At 45.2% G+C, this 18,250-nt stretch carries 17 protein-coding genes; 10 read left to right on the top strand and 7 right to left on the bottom strand.

From position 1 onward, the window contains the following. The first annotated feature begins 60 nt into the window (after positions 1 to 60). From AB4484_RS21710 to AB4484_RS21735, 6 genes are all read left to right on the top strand, one after another. Positions 61 to 1,497, top strand: a complete 1,437-nt coding sequence (locus AB4484_RS21710) for a Mur ligase family protein (protein WP_372080359.1) — start codon at positions 61 to 63, stop codon at positions 1,495 to 1,497. A gap of 137 nt (positions 1,498 to 1,634) precedes the next feature. Next, a complete protein-coding gene (locus tag AB4484_RS21715) occupies positions 1,635 to 2,780 on the top strand; it encodes a D-alanyl-D-alanine carboxypeptidase family protein (RefSeq protein WP_372080426.1) in 1,146 nt (381 codons plus the stop codon). Next, a complete protein-coding gene (locus tag AB4484_RS21720; RefSeq protein WP_372080361.1) occupies positions 2,777 to 3,997 on the top strand; it encodes an MFS transporter in 1,221 nt (406 codons plus the stop codon). Before AB4484_RS21715 ends, AB4484_RS21720 begins: the two co-directional genes overlap by 4 nt. A 147-nt stretch (positions 3,998 to 4,144) precedes the next feature. Further along, positions 4,145 to 5,380: a MerR family transcriptional regulator gene (locus tag AB4484_RS21725; protein ID WP_372080363.1), complete on the top strand. Its 1,236-nt coding sequence runs from the start codon at positions 4,145 to 4,147 to the stop codon at positions 5,378 to 5,380. Continuing rightward, positions 5,381 to 5,950 carry a GNAT family N-acetyltransferase gene (locus AB4484_RS21730; RefSeq protein ID WP_372080365.1) on the top strand — a complete coding sequence of 190 codons (570 nt, stop codon included), beginning with the start codon at positions 5,381 to 5,383 and terminating at the stop codon, positions 5,948 to 5,950. It abuts the gene before it with no gap. Between the two features lie 237 nt (positions 5,951 to 6,187). Further along, on the top strand, positions 6,188 to 6,736 hold the full coding sequence (locus AB4484_RS21735; protein WP_372080367.1) for a carboxymuconolactone decarboxylase family protein: 549 nt from the start codon (positions 6,188 to 6,190) through the stop codon (positions 6,734 to 6,736). A gap of 111 nt (positions 6,737 to 6,847) precedes the next feature. Here the strand turns inward: AB4484_RS21735 and AB4484_RS21740 are convergent, their stop codons facing one another. From AB4484_RS21740 to AB4484_RS21755, 4 genes are all read right to left on the bottom strand, one after another. Continuing rightward, positions 6,848 to 8,023 carry a MalY/PatB family protein gene (locus AB4484_RS21740; RefSeq protein ID WP_372080369.1) on the bottom strand — a complete coding sequence of 392 codons (1,176 nt, stop codon included), beginning with the start codon at positions 8,021 to 8,023 and terminating at the stop codon, positions 6,848 to 6,850. 12 nt (positions 8,024 to 8,035) lie between these two features. Then, complete coding sequence (gene nhaC, locus AB4484_RS21745; RefSeq protein WP_372080371.1) at positions 8,036 to 9,499, bottom strand: Na+/H+ antiporter NhaC; 1,464 nt, start codon at positions 9,497 to 9,499, stop codon at positions 8,036 to 8,038. Between the two features lie 145 nt (positions 9,500 to 9,644). Continuing rightward, positions 9,645 to 10,649 (bottom strand): LacI family DNA-binding transcriptional regulator, encoded by a 1,005-nt coding sequence (locus AB4484_RS21750; RefSeq protein ID WP_048611949.1) that lies wholly within the window; start codon positions 10,647 to 10,649, stop codon positions 9,645 to 9,647. A gap of 118 nt (positions 10,650 to 10,767) precedes the next feature. Further along, a complete protein-coding gene (locus tag AB4484_RS21755; protein ID WP_372080373.1) occupies positions 10,768 to 12,195 on the bottom strand; it encodes a PLP-dependent aminotransferase family protein in 1,428 nt (475 codons plus the stop codon). Between the two features lie 125 nt (positions 12,196 to 12,320). On the opposite strand from AB4484_RS21755, the gene AB4484_RS21760 reads away from it, so the two are divergent. Next, positions 12,321 to 13,220: a DMT family transporter gene (locus AB4484_RS21760; protein WP_333911865.1), complete on the top strand. Its 900-nt coding sequence runs from the start codon at positions 12,321 to 12,323 to the stop codon at positions 13,218 to 13,220. 104 nt (positions 13,221 to 13,324) lie between these two features. On the opposite strand, the gene AB4484_RS21765 is transcribed toward AB4484_RS21760, so the two are convergent. Beyond that, entirely contained in the window at positions 13,325 to 13,750 is a 426-nt protein-coding gene (locus AB4484_RS21765; protein WP_017069797.1) for a DUF3010 family protein, read from the bottom strand. A gap of 260 nt (positions 13,751 to 14,010) precedes the next feature. On the opposite strand from AB4484_RS21765, the gene AB4484_RS21770 reads away from it, so the two are divergent. Then, positions 14,011 to 15,648, top strand: a complete 1,638-nt coding sequence (locus AB4484_RS21770; RefSeq protein ID WP_372080375.1) for a methyl-accepting chemotaxis protein — start codon at positions 14,011 to 14,013, stop codon at positions 15,646 to 15,648. A gap of 155 nt (positions 15,649 to 15,803) precedes the next feature. On the opposite strand, the gene AB4484_RS21775 is transcribed toward AB4484_RS21770, so the two are convergent. Further along, positions 15,804 to 16,151 (bottom strand): DUF3316 domain-containing protein, encoded by a 348-nt coding sequence (locus AB4484_RS21775; protein WP_048613063.1) that lies wholly within the window; start codon positions 16,149 to 16,151, stop codon positions 15,804 to 15,806. A gap of 262 nt (positions 16,152 to 16,413) precedes the next feature. On the opposite strand from AB4484_RS21775, the gene AB4484_RS21780 reads away from it, so the two are divergent. Both AB4484_RS21780 and AB4484_RS21785 read left to right on the top strand, forming a co-directional pair. Then, on the top strand, positions 16,414 to 17,283 hold the full coding sequence (locus AB4484_RS21780; RefSeq protein ID WP_048611669.1) for a LysR family transcriptional regulator: 870 nt from the start codon (positions 16,414 to 16,416) through the stop codon (positions 17,281 to 17,283). A 4-nt stretch (positions 17,284 to 17,287) separates the two neighbouring features. Beyond that, positions 17,288 to 17,977, top strand: coding sequence for an endonuclease III domain-containing protein (locus AB4484_RS21785; protein WP_372080377.1), 690 nt, complete (start codon positions 17,288 to 17,290; stop codon positions 17,975 to 17,977). A gap of 5 nt (positions 17,978 to 17,982) precedes the next feature. Here AB4484_RS21785 and AB4484_RS21790 read toward each other — a convergent pair whose 3' ends face one another. Next, on the bottom strand, positions 17,983 to 18,201 hold the full coding sequence (locus AB4484_RS21790) for a hypothetical protein (RefSeq protein WP_372080379.1): 219 nt from the start codon (positions 18,199 to 18,201) through the stop codon (positions 17,983 to 17,985). Between the last annotated feature and the right edge of the window lie 49 nt (positions 18,202 to 18,250).

The following is an 18,250-nucleotide window of genomic DNA, read 5'->3' on the forward strand; positions in this document are numbered from 1 at the left end:
GCTACAGGGAAATATACTCGACTCAATTAATAATTCCTAGCTAACAGAAAAGATAAATGCATGTTGAGCGAGACATTGAAAAGCTTCTTAAAACAACTGGGCGCATTGTCAATTAGGCGCTTCTCAACAAACAGTGAACACGTTCAGTGTCAGGATGTATTCGTTTGTCGTGAAGGGACGAGTCATGATAGTCATCGTTATATTGAAAGTGCAATTACCAATGGTGCGGTTGCCATCATTGCAACAAAACCTATATCGGCATCGGTACCAGTATTCGTAACGGGAAGCTATTACCAAAGCTTGCTGCTCATTAAGGCTTTTTATCAGTATCCGCATAAGAAAATTCGCCATATTGGTATTACGGGCACAAACGGAAAAACGACTGTAGCTCATGGCTTGAATCAGGTTCTAAAGACCAATCGACAGAGCGCTTATATTGGAACACTGGGTGTTGAATATGCGGGTAACAAACAAGAATTGAGTAATACCACGCCAGACAGCGTGACATTGTTGAACTTATTCAAAGATATGGCGGATGCGCAGGTCACTGATAATGTTATGGAGCTGAGCAGCCATGCGTTGGTGCAAGATAGAGCAGGGTTTGTGCCGCTGTCTGTTGGAGTGATCACCAATATTGGCCGCGACCACCTTGATTATCATAAAACACTGGATGGTTATGTTCAGGCTAAGCTGCAGATCCTAGATCGCATTCAACCCACTGGCACCGCTGTGATTAACCTTGATGATCCCCACGCCAATGTCGCGATAGAGCGAGCAAGCAGTCGAGTGAATGTCCTAACGTTCTCAATGAATAATTCAGATGCGGATCTTTATGTCGAAGATTTGAACGTTGAGCCATTTGGCGCCACCTTCAGTCTCAATAATCAAGGCAACAAAGAGCGCGTTTTCAGCCAACTGCCTTTTCTGTTTAACGTTGAAAATACCTTAGCAATGGCAGCAACATTGTTGGCACTGAATTGGTCGCTAGCTGATATCGCGAATGCCTTGAATAGCGTTGTTGCGCCGGATGGACGTTCAAAATATCTGTCGCTTGATAATGGCGCATTGGCTTTAGTTGATTACGCACATAACTTTGATGGTCTATCGGCTCTCTATCAAGGCATCCAATCCCAGTCGGCTAAGCGAGTGATTACTGTCGTTGGTGTGACTGGCGACCGGATACGAGATGCTGCTGATATTGGCAAACTATGCGCTACCCATTCTGATGTTGTTATTTTTACTTCCGATAATCCGTTGGGTGAGATGCAAGAGGATATTTTTCGTGCGTTAACTTCGCAAGTTAGCCCCACGCTTTGCTATGAGATTAGCGACCGCTATGAAGCCATTCAATTAGCCAAACAACTGAGTCGCGGCGGTGACCTTATCTTAGTGTGTGGTAAAGGCTCAGAAACGCACCAGTACATCACGACGAATCAAGTTGGTCGCCAACGCTATATTGGCGATGTTGCCGCACTGACTTTGGAGGAAGTGTTATGAGTCAGATTTCTATATTGAAGCTCAGTGTCTCCTCGTCATTAGCTGCGGTAGCAAAGGTTAAAAAGAAACTAAAAGAAAGGCTTCTGAAAGAAAAGCTTCGCTGGGCGAGAGCGTTGACTTACTTATTGTTAGCGGGAATGAGTGCTCCAAGCTTCGCTGTGGTAACCCCGAACCCGCCTGAGTTGGCGGCCAAAGGTTATGTTTTGATGGATTTCCAATCGGGGAGCATCATTGCAGAGCAAAACTCACGTGCCATTTTAGCCCCTGCCAGTTTGACCAAATTAATGACGGCTTACGTCGTTGGACAAGAGATCAAAGCCGGTCGATTGACATGGCAGGATAAAGTCTCGGTCAGTGAAAACGCGTGGTCGGCAAAGTTCTCAGAGTCATCCAAGATGTTTATTCAGCCTGGGGACGAGATTTCAGTTTCAAATCTTATGAAAGGGGTGATCGTTCAATCGGGTAACGATGCTTCTGTCGCACTGGCAGAGCACATCGCGGGGAGTGAACAAGCCTTTGTTAGCCTAATGAATGGTTGGGCGAAGTCACTTGGGTTGCAAGATACTAACTTTGTGAATGCGCATGGTTTAGATGGCGAAGGAATCCAAACCTCTCCGTTGGATATGGCGATTTTGATGAAGTCGATTATTCGAGATGTACCTGACGTTTATGCTTTATATCAAGAGCGTCGGTTTACTTGGAATAAGATCACTCAATACAACCGAAACAAGCTGCTTTGGGACAAGTCAATTAATGTCGATGGCGGCAAAACGGGCTATACCGAAAATGCGGGTTACAGCTTAGTCAGCTCGGCGACGGAAGGGAGGATGCGCTTGATATCGGTCGTTATGGGCACCACTAGCCCACAAGCGCGAACCTCTGCCTCAAAGAATCTATTGAGTTATGGGTTTCGTTTTTACGACACCAAACAAGTGATGAAAGAGGATCGAATAGAGTCTCAGGTGCGAGTTTGGAAGGGGAATACAGAACAAGTCGGTGCCAAGATCGCCGAAGATGCGTACCTGACCATGCCAAGAGGGTTAGTCGATTCGCTGCAAAAATCGGTGGTCATGACTGAACCGCTGCTCGCACCTATTAAGCAAGGGGATGAAGTGGGACAAGTTGTTTGGAAGAGTAACGGTAATACGGTGGCAAGTTTCGCTTTAGTGGCAGAGCAATCTGTAGAACAAGGATCTTGGGTGGTACGACTTTGGGACAGCATTCAACTTTGGTTACGTGGTCTATTCTCTGACTTAGTAGGTCGGATTGAGGTAAGCGAATGAGTACTAGAACGGACATTACTCCAATGTGGCGCAATAGAGATTATATTCGCTTACTGTCTGCTCAAATCATATCGTTAGTCGGCACAGGAATGAGCTCCATCTGCTTAGCTTTGCTCGCGTATGAGCTGTCGGGTGATGAAGCAGGGATGGTGCTGAGTATTGCATTTGCTTTGAAGATGTTGGCGTACATAGGACTCGCGCCAGTATTTGGTGCAATCGCACATAAGTTACCGAAACGAAGGACTTTGTTCGCGCTGGATTTGATTAGGGCGCTGTTGTTTGTCTGTTTACCGTTTGTCACCGAAGTGTGGGAAGTCTATGTGTTGATGTTTCTCATCAATGCGTGTTCTGCGGGTTTTACTCCCTTGTTTCAATCAACGCTACCTTTGGTCTTGGTGGATAAAACGCAGTACGCGAAAGCATTGTCGTTCAGCCGAATGGCTTATGATCTCGAACAGATCTTTAGCCCAATGCTAACGGCTCTATTGTTGAGCTTAATTGGTTTTAGACAGTTATTCATGCTCGATGCGGCCACTTTTCTGCTGTCTGGTGTGTTGATCTTACTGTGTACATTACCAAATTTGAAACGAGTGACAGAATCAGCGCATAAAACGAAAAAGACCAGCGCGGTGCAAGCACTGCGTAATTACTTGAATAAACCTAAGTTGAGAGCTCTGTGGTTTGCGTATCTTGCCGCGGCCAGTGCTTCTGCGATGGTGCTAGTGAATACGGTTATCTACGTACACGAAGTGCTGCATGGTGACGAAACGCAAACCGCATTAGCAATGATGGTCGTTGGTTTGGGTTCCATGCTTATGGCACTGCGGTTACCCAAGTGGTTAGAGAGTCACTCGCCGCAACATTTTCATTGGATAGGATTGCTGACGATTTGCGCCTCTTTTGCCGTTGGCAGTTTCACACCCGGTTGGGTTGGCTTTGGCGTCATGTGTTTAGCCATGGGCGTTGGAATGTCTTGTATTCAAACTTCCGCAGGCCTATTGATCACCCAAGTATGTGAGGGAGAAGATACCGCCCCGTATTTTGCTGCTCACTTCTCTTTAACGCATTTCTGGTGGTTTTTTACTTACTTGATTGCGGGGATAAGCGTGAAGCTGTTTGGTATGAGTGCCGGCTATTTAATTATGGGAGCTCTTTGTGTCATTAGCGGCTTAATGTACGCCTCAATTAAAGAGACGTTCAGCGAGAATGATGGCTAGTCATAAAAGGAAAAGCTTATCGCTAAAAGACATGCCAAAGAGCGTTACCAGTTTGAAGCTAAACAAGATGAGAAAAATGCTTAATTGAGTGTTGACCTGACTACAACTTCATAGTTTATCTTATAGATAGAAATGAGGGAGAAGTGCATGTATCGCATATCTGAATTAGCGGAGCTCGTTGGCTTGAGCCGTTCAACGCTTTTGTACTATGGAAAGTTGGGTTTGATAGAAGCTCAACGCACCAGTAATGGTTATCGAAGTTATTCCGAACGCGACTTGCAGCGTGTGAAGTTGTTGCAGCAGTTACAAGCGGGTGGCCTGACGTTGAAAGAGTGTCAGGCCTGTTTGGATGCCAAGGTTGACCGCTCTTTGTTGCAAAACCGACTCGAACAATTAGACGAAGAGATCGCTCAGAAACAGCGTTCGAGAGATCTTTTATCGGCTCTGTTAGGCGAGAGTGGTTTGCAAGATTGGCATGAGTCGATGGACAAAGTGGCGCCTGATGCGCATCTCGACTGGCTAATTAAGCAAGGCTTTGATGAGAAGCAAGCACTGCGACTGAAATGGCTTTCAAAAGACATGAACGATCATGACCAGTACATGGCGGATTTTGAGGTGATCTTTGAGGGTTTACAGCGTTTAGGGCCAGGAACAGCGGAAGATACTTTGGCGGCACTGGCACACGTTCCAGTTTATCCCAAACGTGTGCTTGAGATCGGTTGCGGTAAAGGTATTGCCACCTATGTGTTAGCGAAAGCCATAGTAGAACATCAAGCGGATGTGCAAATAACGGCGGTAGATAATGATCAGCCGAGTTTAGATATTCTGACTCAGCAAGCACAGGCTCTTGGCTTAGAAAGCAACGTCAAAACCGTATGCGCGAGCATGATGGATCTACCGTTTGAAGCTAAGTCGTTTGACCTAATTTGGTCGGAAGGCAGCGCTTACATCATGGGTGTTGAAAAGGCGCTAAAGCAGTGGCGAAATTTACTCAGTGATGAGGGCATATTGGTCGTCAATGATTTGGTGTGGAATACCGAACAACCTAACGAATCGAGCAAAGCGTTCTGGCAAAAAGAGTACCCAGACATGACGACGGTTTCAGAACGAATTAAACAGGCACAAGCTGCGGGTTATGAAGTTTTGGATCACTTTGCAATGAGCGATGCTGGTTGGCTTGCGTATTACCAGCCCTTTCAAAAGCGAGTAGAAGCGCTTAAAGCAACGATGCCGAACTCAAAAGCGCTGGTAGATTGCGACAATGAAGTTAAACAATTTTTCGATAGCAGCACACAAAAGAGCGGATTGGATCAACAGCCTTCTAAAGTTTCTAATCAACGTGACTTTGATTATCAGTTCTTTGTGCTCAAGAAATTAAAGTAAGTGAGTAACACCATGAAATTTAGACAATATAATTCAAACGAAATCGAAACAATCACTCAAGTTTTCACTCAGACCTTTACGGATTCAGAAGGCGAGAACGAAGGTAAAACCGTGGGTAAGCTTGCCAACGATCTTTTAACGACAACAGCTCCGACAGAGCTACTTTGCTTTGTCGCTGAAGATGATTCTAGTGAGTCGGATGCGGATAGCACTATTGTAGGCGCGATTATCTTTACGCCGCTTTCATTTGACGATGAAACCAAGGCATATTTGCTTTCACCAGTGGCGGTGAGCACTCAGATGCAAAAGCGCGGTATTGGCCAGAAACTGATTAACTTTGGTTTGCAGGTTCTGACTGAACAAGGTGTTGAGCTTGCAGTGACGTACGGTGATCCTGACTACTATTCAAAAGTGGGCTTTGGACGAATTACCGTTGAGCAGGTCCCTGCGCCCTTTGAATTGAGTTTCCCTCACGGTTGGTTAGCTCAATCGTTGACTGGTGGTGACATCAAAGTAACAAGTGGAAAGTCGAGCTGTGTTGAAGCTTTGGCTCATGCCGAATATTGGTAACCGCTTTAATAAAAATTGAGAAATCAAGAAAGCCCATCAGGTGTTGCCTGTTGGGCTTTCTTGTTATGAACAAAAGATATTCGAAAGGTTCTAATTTGATTTTTGAATGAGTGTTCAAAATAATACTTGAACGATCGTTCTTATTTGATCTATATTGTTTTCACACCAACGGAGAACATTCATTAATTGCTCCGCGACTGAATAACTTTAGAACTGTAAATTGATAGGGATAGAGCCATGAGCAACTTCAAAATTCACTCAGTAGAATCCGCGCCAGAGCAAAGCCAACCTATTCTTGAAGGCGCTAAAAAGCAGATGGGCAGAGTGCCGGGCTTGTTTGGTGTGTTGGCTGAATCTCCAAACACACTTAAGGCTTACACCCAGCTTCATCAGGCGTTTAGTGACTCATCTTTCGATGCTGAAGAGCTAACGGTTGTTTGGCAAACCATCAACGTTGAACACGAATGTCACTACTGTGTTCCTGCACACACAGGTATCGCACATACAATGAAGGTTGATCCTGCAATCACCGAAGCACTGCGTAATCGCACCGCAATGCCAACAGAAAAGCTGCAAGCACTGCATGATTTTACACTGAGCATGGTACGCAACCGCGGCAATGTGCCTGAAAGTGAAATGGCAGCATTTTTCGAAGCGGGCTACGGTCAGCAACAAGTGCTAGAAGTGATTCTTGGCCTGTCTCAGAAAGTGATCAGTAACTACGTAAACCACGTTGCTAAAACGCCTGTAGACAAAGTATTTGAACAGTTCGCTTGGCAAGGTTAATCGCATTTAACTAACCATCGTATTTAAGCAACCCAAGATATGTTAATGATGAAAGCCCCACTCAGTTGAATGGGGCTTTGTTGTTTGGATTGGGTTACGTTTTCTTATTGCTTACCTATCTTCACTAAATGCTACTTTAAGTCGCACCAAAGCGTCTGCTAATACTTCTGCAGGACACCCTAGATTCAATCGAATAAACCCTGAGCCTTCCTCGCCAAAGGCATACCCCATACTCGGTACAATTCCGGCTGCAATGAGTTTTTGCTCAAGCTCAGTATCACTTAGTTTCATTGCACGGCAATCAAGCCATGCAAGGTAAGTCGCTTCGGGTTTTGTGAAACGAATATGAGGCAACTCTGTTTTTAGGAATCCGTTCAGCGTTTCTATGTTGTCTTGCAGATATTGCTTTAAGTCCTCTAACCAAGTTTCACACTCTTGATAAGCAGTGGTTGCCGCTGACATTGATAGGTTGTTGAAGCAATCCATGCCATGAGCATCCAAACGGCGAACAAACTGCTCCTTCAATTCTGCATTGGGGATGATGAAGTTAGAGATTCTCAATGATGACAAGCCAAAAGTCTTACTGGCCGCAGTCGCCACAATAAGCTTGTTGGTTAGCGGACTTGGTAGTTTCAATGTTGAATGAAATGTATTCGGTGCGAGTGCTAGGTCACTCCAAATTTCATCACTGATTAGCCACACATCGTATTTTTGGCAAAGCTTGGCAACTTGCATTATTTCTTGCTCGCTCCATGCTCTGCCTGTTGGGTTGTGTGGGTTGCAGAAAATCAACGCTTTGGCACCACTCGCAAAGCAGTCTTCCAAATGTGCGAAATCAAGCTGGTAATGACCTTCTGATTCAATCAATGGGTTGTTCAACACCTTACGATCATTTAGTTCGATGATCTTACGGAATGAACCGTAGCCCGGACTTTGAATAACTATTTGATCATTCACTTGCGTGAGCATTTGCAACGCCATAGCAATACCGGGCAAAACGCCATGCACCGTTGTAATCCAATCCCGTTTGATTTCTGTTTGATGTTGGTTTTTAAACCAATCGATCGCGGCTTGGTAGTAGTCATCTTGACGTTCTGAGTAACCAAAAATACCATGCGAAATATCTTGAGCTAACCGTTCTAATACTTGTTGAGGTGCTTGAAAATCATAGTCAGACACCCACATAGGTAGCAAGTCGGTGCCTTCTAAGCCAAGCTTCTGCTCCATAAAGTCCCACTTTACCGATCCTGTGTTTCGGCGGTTAATCGTATTGTCGAAAGAATTCATAGGATGTGAGCCTTACTTAGTGCTGTGAGCTAGAGAAGTTTCTACGGAGTCTTCTGATTGTTCAGGCTTTGCACGTGCAATACCAAACCCAGTGAAGCCATAAATCAGAGCGAAAACGACACCGGTGTAACATTGGATTGCCCAAGGTAGGTAATCTAGCGTTGCAACACCTAGTGTACTCGCCATGTAAATACCTGCAGCAGTCCAAGGAACCAGTGGTTCGATGATTGTGCCTGCATCTTCGATGGTTCTAGATAGGTTTTTAGTGTCTAGCCCCATTTTACGGTAAGCGTTTTGGAATAATTCACCTGGAATAAGAAGGGCTAGTTTGCCGTCAGATGTTGTGAAAACGACTGTAATTGTCGCGATCACTGTTGATGCGATAAGTTGTCCTGTTGAGTGAATCATATGCAAGAAACGACCTAGTACCACATTTAATGCACCGGTTAGGCTTAGAACACCTGCAAAAGAGAACGCACAGAAAACCAGTAGGATGGTGCTCATCATTGAGAACAAACCACCACGGTTTAGCAGCTTGGACACATCAGGAATTAGTCCATCAATCGCTGTACCTTTCGCTTCAAACAGAGCGACATTGAAGCCATCGACATAAGCTTGGAAGCCTTGTTGTAGAGAGAAACCTTGTAGAACCATACCTAATACAATCGCAAGAGCAGAGGCACCTAACATCAGTGGTAGAACAGGCTTTTTGGTGAGTGCGCCCCACAGAATCATGACTGGTGGGATGATCAAAAGGATATTGAAGTTGTATAGGCTATCCAGTCCCGCAAGAATTTGAGTGACCTTTTCTGGTTCACCTACGTTCGCGATATCTGCACTTTGGCCAGCGAAGAAAAAGACAGCAGAAGCAATCACAAAACCAGGCAGCGTTGTGTAAAGCATGTGCTGAATATGTTCGTACAATGTGGTGCCTGCAACGACAGGCGCAAAGTTTGTTGAATCAGAAAGAGGAGAGATCTTGTCACCAAAGTATGCACCAGAGACAACAGCGCCGGCAGCTGCAGCCAGTGACACATCTAAACCCGCCGCAACGCCCATCAGTGCAACACCAACGGTACCCGCAGATCCCCAAGATGTACCAGTACATACAGAGACAACAGAAGTAACAAAAAAGGCAGCAATCAGTATGTATTCAGCACTGATGACTTTAAGTCCCCAGTAGACCATGTAAGGGATGGTGCCACTGATCATCCAGCTTGCGATAAGACCGCCCACCGAAACTAATATCAAGATAACAGGCATCGCTTTTGCGAGTTTCTCAACAATGGCGTTGATGATGTCATCCCAGTTGTAGCCCATCTTCCAAGCAATACATGCAGTGAAAGTCGCAGAAATGAGTAGCAGAACTTCAATGCGAAGTCCTAAAACACCGTATCCAATAGCAAGCAGCGCAAACATAACGACTATAGGTGCTAATGCTAATCCGAACGATGGGAGAGGCTTTGAGTTATTCATATTTGTTGTCCTCAGGTGAATGTAGGGTTTGTTCGGAATGGATAATAAGCGTGCTCTAAAATCGAAAGTGCGACTTCAATGCTGTTTTCATGTAAGCGGTTACATGAGGTGTGTGCATGAGATTCTGGTCACATTTTGTCTCATTTTAGTGCTTGATTGACTTAACCGTCTGCCTTTCAACCAGTGTCGCTTCGAATTTATGTTGCTTAGGAGGAGCGTATCCTGCGGCTTTAAGTTTTATGGCAAGGTTAGCCGCATAAGTCGACATCTCGTCGATAGGGTTGTGCATGGTGGTTAACCGAGGGTAAAGGTAGCGAGCGAGCAAAACATCATCAAAGCCGATGACTGAAATATCGTTGGGAACCGAGATGCCTTGATCTTGCAAGCTAGTCATTAAGCCTGCAGCCATTACATCATTGAAGGTGACTGCGGCTGTGACCTCTGGGCATTGGTTTACCAAGATGTCACCTGCCGCTTCACCACCTGATTCACTAAAGTTTTGGTTGATGATCCAGTTAGGTTGTATTTCGATATTGGCCGCTTTCATAGCTTCTTGGTAGCCTTGTAAACGGTCTGTTCTGTCTTGGATTGGAAGGTCGCTCGAGACATAGGCGATTTTCCGATGACCCATCTCGATGAGGTGCTGCACTGATATTTGAGATCCGAGTTTATTATCTACCCATACCGATCGATTCGATATTTGAGCAATCGTGCGGTTGAGTAAAACCATAGCAGGTAATTGAGCGGAGTAACGCAGCAATGTGGTGTCATCGAGCATCTTTGAATGAATGACCATTGCTTCACAACCTTGGCTGATAAGAAAGTCGAGGCCTTCTTTTTCTCGCTGAGCATTGTGTCCGCCACTTACCACGACCAATTGATAGCCATTGGTTCTAGCCACTTCCTCGACACTCTTCGCGACCAGCGCAAAAAATGGATCGGCAAGGTTGCCTGTCAGCAATCCAAGCGTATTGCTGCTTCTACTGGCCAAGGCTGTTGCGCGAGCATCTTTGTGGTAATTGAGCTCTTTTACTGCACGTTCTACGCGCTCTAGCGTGATAGGTTCAACGTAGCAGGTTCGGTTTAATACACGAGAAACCGTTGCTGTTGAAACCCCTGCAAGTGCTGCTACATCTTTTATTGTTGCCACGTTTAATTCTGCCAAGCATCGAAAGGCTGCGAGTGTAGCGAATCTCTAATGTTTAATATGTTAGTAAGGTCAAAGCTATTAACTCTGGACGAAAATATTAGTCGAATACTGGAAAGATCTAACGTACGTGTTTAGCGATTATCTTGGCTAGTGTCACAACCCCTTCTTTCCACTCTTTGGTCTCTTCAATGTTAGCGACAGTGAAGCGCAAGCAGTGTTTATATTGGTCGTTGGTGCCAAATACTGTTCCGGGTAAGATCCCGAGTTTATGTTTCAAACAATCTTGATAGACCGAATAGCTATCGACCGATTCAGGCAGTGTTATCCAGTTTAAAAAAGAGCCTTCCGGTTTTGATAGATGGTATTGCCCGACAAGGTGAGGGTAGCTATCTAGTGCTTGTATTAACAGGCTTTGGAATTGCTTTTGGTTGGTTTGGTAGAGCCGTTTCATTTTGGATAAGTGACTGCGATATTTACCGGTCGTGAGGAATTGCCCCACAGCGGATTGCATCAGGTTTGAGCTGCCCATGTTGTCGCATAAAAGGTACTTTTCGACCAAAGGTTGGTAGCGCCCCGACAGTAACCAACCGATTCGCAAGCGTGAGTCTAAGGTTTTAGACAATGAGTTGACGTAGATGACTCTATCTTGGTCATCAAGCTCTTTGAGGCTAGCGATTTGTGTATCGAATGCCAAGCTACCGAACACATCGTCTTCGATAATTGGTAAAGATCCTGTGATCTCCAGTAATGCTTTTCGATTCGCCAATGGCATTCTTGAGCCGGTTGGGTTAGTAAAGTTTGGCGTTAGCAGTAAGGTTTTCACTTCCCATTTGTCCAACGCACTCTGTAGTGATGGTATATCAATACCGTGGCTAACGCTGCTTGGGATTTCAAGGGCTTGCAAGCCAAGTGATTCAAGTAAAAGTAGATTACCGAAATAACAGGGCGACTCGACCGCCACGATGTCGCCGGGCTTGGTGAGCGCACGTAGTGCCAAACTGATCGCCTGTTGAGCACCATGAGTAACCGCAATCTCTTTCGATCCCGCAGGTACACCAAGATCATGGGTGATCTTTAACAATTGCTTTACTAATTGCTCGTCGCCGGGGGGGAGTTGGTAATAACCGGGAAGCTGAGTTTGCAAACGGCTATGGCGGCCAATCTCGGCATATAAGCTACGAATCGCAGGATTGTTGATGTTCGGGTGCGCGGAGCCTGCCAACAGTTTCAGACGGCCTTTCGGGCGAGAGAGTACCGATTTAGTGACAGACAACAGATCGACTTTTTGAGGTTGGCTTGATGCATCCCAGCTGGTGGTGTTCGGTGCTTTCACGCGATAGCCAGATTTAGGTACTGAATAAACCCAGCCTGTGGCTTCCAGTTCTTGATAGGCGCGAATCACTGTATTTTTGCTTACGCCAAGCTGTTCGCTTAACTGGCGGATCGAGGGAAGGCGATCGTCTGGATGAAAGAGTCCTTTATCGATCTGAGCCTTAATATGTTGTTCGGTAGCAAGGTATTTATTGCCGTTGAGTTCTGCTTCCACGTTTTTCTCCCCCCGTTGCTCACTCTCAATCTGTAACCATTTAAAGTGTTATATCTGTATCTTTATTAGTTATCTGTACCCAACTAAGGTAACAGCATTGATGAAGAGTTGACCAGAGGTTTGTAATGCTGATTAAAATGATTCCGTTTGTGTTTGTAATATTGTGGTCGTCAGGCTTTGTTGGCGCACGTCTTGGTGTGGAATACGCGGAACCCGCAACATTACTTTCATTGAGGATGGTAGCCAACGTGGCGCTGTTCTTAGTTTTGATTGCAATCCTTAAGCGTCGTATTCCTCGTGGTCGAGCATTCTTCCACGCTAGTGTGGTCGGCATCTTGATTCATGGTTTCTACCTTGGTGGCACCTATCTGGCGATTGATATGGGTATGCCTGCCGGGTTGAGTTCTTTACTTGTTGGCTTACAACCGATTCTTACCGCCTTGATTATGATCAGTTGTACTTCACAGCGTTTTAATTTCGCGCAGTGGCTGGGCTTAGCGCTTGGTTTTGCGGGTATCAGTTTGGTGTTGATGGGCAATATTGAATGGCAATCAGACGACCAAAAAGGCTTGGCAACTTTATTGTGTTTAGTTTCTTTGGTGGGTATTACCTGCGGGACTCTGTATCAGAAGCGCTTTTGTCAGGGGACAGATATGGTCGGCGGTGCGATGGTGCAATACTTGGCTTCTGCGGCGTTGTTTCTGCCGTTCGCAATGCGTTACGAAACGATGCAGGTAAACTGGACTGTAGAGTTCACGTTGACTCTAATTTGGCTGGTGGTTGTTCTGTCTTGTGTTGCCATCCTCTTGCTGCTTTACATGGTAGAACATGGTGCATCTTCAAGTGTGGCATCGGTGTTCTATCTCGTTCCACCGACGACCGCTATTCAAGCTTGGCTTATCTTCGGTGAGTCGTTCGACATCTATGGTGCAATGGGCTTCGCCTTGTCCGCCGCCGCGGTTTATTTGGTGGTGAGGAAGCCTGAGTTAATTAAGACTCGCAGACGAACAGTGTTAGAGCGGTAGTTTGTATACCAAAACTCACTCTACTTAAAGTTGATGACTAGAAACAAAAAAGAGCCTGAATATTCAGGCTCTTTCTGTATCAAATATTGGCTAGCGACTTTTGATTAGCGCTTCATCAAGCAAGCGTATGCCGTTGTAAACGGTGCTTCTTGGTATTGCTTAAGGCCAGTTTCTTTGAACTTCATCATTAGAGGGTTACGCTTAAGGCTCTCTTTGATGTCTGCAGGTGATACAACGGTTACGTCTAGGCCGTCGATCAGTTGAATCGCTGCTTCTAGTTTGAAACCAAAGCCACCGCCAGCAAATTTGCCTTTAGTTTGGCGTTGACGAATCACAACTTTGTCTACTTGGTAATCTTCCATTAACTTTGCAAAAGAGAATTGAAAGTCTTTCATATTCTGTGTGTCGTTTGCGTCGCTAATTGAAACTTTAGAAACTCGGCAATCAGGAATGTTAAATACACCATCTGATAGAGAAAGAAGACAGATGACTGCATCGTTACCTTTGATTTCAACACCACAAATTTTCATGTTCTTACCTACTTATTTTAGAGCCCTACATTATGGTGCTATTTCTCACACTTCTCCAGTACTTGCGCGTACTCAGCGGAAAATAAGTCTAAATCAGAGCATACCTTAACGTTTGAGAGTTAACCTCTGGTTGAATAATCACCACGGAAATCAACGACATCGTTTGCTATGAGATGGGGCTCACAAATCCTTAGTGAGATTGCATATGTGTGCTGTATATTGCGCGCGCATCCCTATTTTAAGTGTGGTTATTAACCCCAATGAATATCAATAATCTTTCGATTAAGAGTAAAATCGCGATCCCGCTGTTGGTGATTGTGATTGTTTTTTCTACCGTTACTGTGCTCAACGTTATCAGATCAAATGCTCAAGCTGCGATTAATAACGAGCTCAATAATTTGGTTCAGCCAGTGCTAGATAACCTAGAAGATGGCTACCGAGATATCTACCAAATTATCGCTTCGGCACAAGGTCTGTTACTTGCTAAAGACCAAGCGGCGATCGAGTACCAAAAGTTTGAATTTAAAGACAACGCTTACAAAGCGGTTCCTCGTTTTCAAAGTGTCGAAACCTTGTATCAAGCGGGCGTGTTGGATCCATCTTCACGTGGCGAGTTATCAAAGCTTGTAAACGCGATGAGCAAGTGGGTGGCACTGCACGAGCCAATGTTCGCTGATCCGGCAAACGCAGACCAATACAATATTGATTACTCGACAGCGCTCGATGCTGAGTTTGCGATCATTCGTACTCAACTGCGCGATATTCGAACTCTGATCGAACTGAAACAGAAAGAGCTTCGCCAGCAAGCGGATGACTCTATTGAATCGAGTAAGTTGATCATTGAAGTGGGTATGGCGGTTGCTGTTTTCGCTGCACTTTTCGCGATGTGGTTATCAAATCGCTTTATCGTTCAGCCAATCCAGAACGTAGAGAAAGCAATGAATGAGATCGCATCGGGAGACGGTAACTTATCTCAACGTATGAAGGTCGAAGGTAATGATGAGATTGCTCGTTTGAGTTCTGCCTTCAACCAGTTTGTTGGCAAGATCCATGTCACCGTCGAACAAGTTATTTTCACTTCGAATGCGGTACGCGCTGAGATGGAAAACATTAAATCGTTAACTCAGAGTGTTGCTGAGTTCTCTTCAAATCAGCAGCGTGAAAGTGAAGTAGTCGCGGCGGCAGTCCATGAAATGCAAGCAACCAGTGAAGTGGTGAGTGGTAATGCATTAGACGCTGCAACCGCGAGTAACGTAGCAAACCATGAAGTGGAATCGGCTGATACTACGCTTGGCTTAACTGTTACTTCGATTGAACGCCTGGCGCAAGATATCGAGAACGCGGGTTGTGTGGTTCAAGAACTGGACACAGACGTGAAGAACATCGCCTCAATCCTTGGCGTGATCAAAGGCATTGCAGAACAAACCAACCTGCTTGCATTGAATGCGGCAATTGAAGCAGCACGTGCCGGTGAACAAGGTCGTGGCTTTGCGGTTGTAGCTGATGAAGTTCGTGCGCTTGCGAGCAAAACTCAAGACAGCACTGGCGAAATCCAATCAATGATTGAACGTTTAGAAGTTGGCGCGAAACACGCGGTTGGTGTAATGACTGAAAGCAAAGTGAGTGGCGAAAAAACCATAGTTCAGGCAGGGACTGCGGCGTCTTCATTGAGTGAGATTCGCAACTCAATCGGCAAGATGAATGACATGAACACACAAATCGCTACGGCGGCTTCGCAACAGTCTCAAGTGTCTGAAGAAGTGAATAAGAATGTTCAACGCATCGCTGAAAGCACCATGCAAATGGTTGAGATGGCGAGCAGCGCAGAAAATGCATGTATGGCATTGGCCGAACAGTGTGAAGCGCTAGATAGCCTTGTGTCTCAGTTTGAAGTGTGATCTTCAAAATTAGACAGACGCATATGAGCTGATAATGGTTGCTCGTATTGAGTCCCATTAATCAGCGTTGAACGACAAAAAAGCCCGTACTCTGTGAGTGCGGGCTTTCTTTTTGAATGCGTGAATGGTTTTTAGACCTAATCATTCACTCAGTGTTAGCTGCTACGACCGTCTTTGTATGTGTAACGGTAGTCAACTTTTACGTTCGCTTGGTAATGGATGTCGCCGTTCATGTTAGTGATTTTTTTCACTTCCATATTCGCATCATCAATCTTGAACGAATCGTATTTGGTTGTCTGTTGGAACTGTGGCAGTTCTCTTGAAAGCTCAAAAGGTGTTTTTGCGCTTAACTCATCCATAAGGTTTGTGCCTGCATCGTATGCTTCCGCTTCAGTAACAAATGTATCAGATTTTAGCGTTGTTTCTTGAATCGTTGTTTTAGTTGCTGCAAACGCCGTGGTGCTGAGTACAAGAGTTGATGCAAGTATGATTAATTTCTTCATAGGATTACCTTACTTTGTTGGAATACCTGTGTTCCGGTACAGAACCAACATATCAATGAAGTGGTAAGATGAGTGTCAGGGGGAAAGCCTATTTTGTTAGTATTAGGTAAGGAATATGGAGAAATGTCAGGTGTTGGTTGGAATGATTTTGACCGATTGTAGGTGCCGAAGATTTATGCGCAGCGCATATCAAGCAAGGTGACACTGATATCTAACTTCAATACACTGTGTGGGTAACCAAAGTTCAGCATAAGGTAAAGGCATGGCCAATTGGGAAGGGGTAAGTGAGTTTGTTGCAGTGGCAGAGCGTGAAAGCTTTACTGGTGCGGCGCAGAAGCTCGCTACGTCGGTGGCTCAAATCAGTCGGAGGGTCGCAAACCTCGAAGAACGACTCGCAGTGAAACTGCTCAATCGGACGACTCGAAAGGTTTCTCTTACAGAAGCCGGGCAACTCTATTACCAACAATGTAAGTTGCTGGTCGAGGGCTTAGAAATTGCTGAGCTTGCGGTCACGCAGATGCAATCCACACCCAAAGGCTTACTGAAAGTCACCGCGCCTGTGACTTATGGCGAGCGCCAACTCGCCCCAATACTGCATCAATTCTTAAAGCTTCACCCGCAGGTAGAACTAGAGTTGATGTTGACCAATCAAAAGCTCGATCTCATCGATTCTGGTGTTGATGTGGCGATTCGTCTCGGCCGTTTGGAAGATTCAAGCCTTGTGGCGAAGAAGCTGTCTCAACGCCAACTTTATGTATGTGCCAGCCCTGAATATATTGAACGTTATGGCGAGCCGCATACATTGTCTGAATTAAATAATCACCAATGTTTAGTCGGTGGATTTGAACATTGGCGTTTCAAAGAAAATGGCCGACCTCGCTCAGTTCGTGTTAACGGACGTATTAAGTGCAACAGTGGTTTAGCATTGTTAGACGCAGCTAAGCAGAGCATTGGCTTGGTGCAGTTGCCTGAATACTATGTGAGTGAAGACCTTGATTCTGGTGAGTTGGTTGAGGTGTTGTCCGATTATCGAGATGACAAAGAAGGGATCTGGGCGCTTTATCCTCAGAACCGTAACCTGTCTTCAAAGGTTCGCTTGTTAGTGGACTTCCTATCTGAGCAACTGGATTAGTTCTATGACCCAAAGCCACATCAATTCAAAGGGTCAAGCCGAGCTGATCCTTAGCGTGTTTGACTCCCTTGAGCAGCACTATGGCTATTTTGATTGGTGGCAAAGGGAAGACCCTTACGAGATAGTGTTAGGCGCTATTCTGGTTCAGAACACCAACTGGAAGAATGCAGAGAAAGCACTCATCAACTTAGGCGATAAGCTCGACCCAAGGTCAATCGCTGAGATGGAACTTGATGATCTTGCCCAAAAGATTCGTTCGAGTGGTTACTATAATCAAAAAGCCATTAAGTTGAAGGCCGTGACTGAGTGGTTTTCGAAGTACCAATACGATATGTCTGTGGTGCGCGAACAGGACAAAGATCAGCTGCGAAAAGAGCTACTGGAAGTCAAAGGAATTGGTGGTGAAACGGCTGACGCGATTCTGGTTTATGCGATAGGTAAGCCGTCTTTTGTGATTGATGCGTACGCAAGAAGGATATTCACTCGTAATGGACTCGATGTACCCAAATCGTATGAAAAATTTCGAGCCTTGATGGAAAGCGTAATCCCACTAGATACCAAAAGGTACGGCTACTATCATGGTTTGTTAGTCGAACATGGTCAGCAGTTCTGTAATCCTGAACCCAAGTGTCACGATTGCCCGCTTAACGCCACCTGTCTAGAAGCTAAAACTCAAACTCAGACTAAAATTTAGCGAGCTTATGGTTCAATTTCTCCTATGGAATATAAAACCAACTCATCTGGGTTGGTGCCTTCGCCAAGAGTTCGAATGTCTTCACCTTCTTGTTTAAGTTGAAGGATACACTTCATCGCTTTGTTCTGCTCTACACCAATAATGGTTTTCATCTCCGAAGCCGATACGCCAAAGCGAGTGGCTATCAATAAATCGCGAACCTTCTTCTTATCTGAATTAAACATGCAACGTCCCTCTACTCGAATCGATAATTTAGAACAACTCAATAAGCTT

Source organism: Vibrio sp. 10N.261.46.A3 (assembly GCF_041472995.1).
Lineage (GTDB): Bacteria > Pseudomonadota > Gammaproteobacteria > Enterobacterales > Vibrionaceae > Vibrio > Vibrio coralliirubri.

Coding starts and splice junctions, on each gene's coding strand:
- AB4484_RS21710 (WP_372080359.1), top strand. CDS start 61: ATGTTGAGCGAGACATTGAAAAGCTTCTTAAAACAACTGGGCGCATTG.
- AB4484_RS21715 (WP_372080426.1), top strand. CDS start 1,635: ATGAGTGCTCCAAGCTTCGCTGTGGTAACCCCGAACCCGCCTGAGTTG.
- AB4484_RS21720 (WP_372080361.1), top strand. CDS start 2,777: ATGAGTACTAGAACGGACATTACTCCAATGTGGCGCAATAGAGATTAT.
- AB4484_RS21725 (WP_372080363.1), top strand. CDS start 4,145: ATGTATCGCATATCTGAATTAGCGGAGCTCGTTGGCTTGAGCCGTTCA.
- AB4484_RS21735 (WP_372080367.1), top strand. CDS start 6,188: ATGAGCAACTTCAAAATTCACTCAGTAGAATCCGCGCCAGAGCAAAGC.
- AB4484_RS21740 (WP_372080369.1), bottom strand. CDS start 8,023: ATGAATTCTTTCGACAATACGATTAACCGCCGAAACACAGGATCGGTA.
- nhaC (WP_372080371.1), bottom strand. CDS start 9,499: ATGAATAACTCAAAGCCTCTCCCATCGTTCGGATTAGCATTAGCACCT.
- AB4484_RS21760 (WP_333911865.1), top strand. CDS start 12,321: ATGCTGATTAAAATGATTCCGTTTGTGTTTGTAATATTGTGGTCGTCA.
- AB4484_RS21765 (WP_017069797.1), bottom strand. CDS start 13,750: ATGAAAATTTGTGGTGTTGAAATCAAAGGTAACGATGCAGTCATCTGT.
- AB4484_RS21770 (WP_372080375.1), top strand. CDS start 14,011: ATGAATATCAATAATCTTTCGATTAAGAGTAAAATCGCGATCCCGCTG.
- AB4484_RS21775 (WP_048613063.1), bottom strand. CDS start 16,151: ATGAAGAAATTAATCATACTTGCATCAACTCTTGTACTCAGCACCACG.
- AB4484_RS21780 (WP_048611669.1), top strand. CDS start 16,414: ATGGCCAATTGGGAAGGGGTAAGTGAGTTTGTTGCAGTGGCAGAGCGT.
- AB4484_RS21785 (WP_372080377.1), top strand. CDS start 17,288: ATGACCCAAAGCCACATCAATTCAAAGGGTCAAGCCGAGCTGATCCTT.
- AB4484_RS21790 (WP_372080379.1), bottom strand. CDS start 18,201: ATGTTTAATTCAGATAAGAAGAAGGTTCGCGATTTATTGATAGCCACT.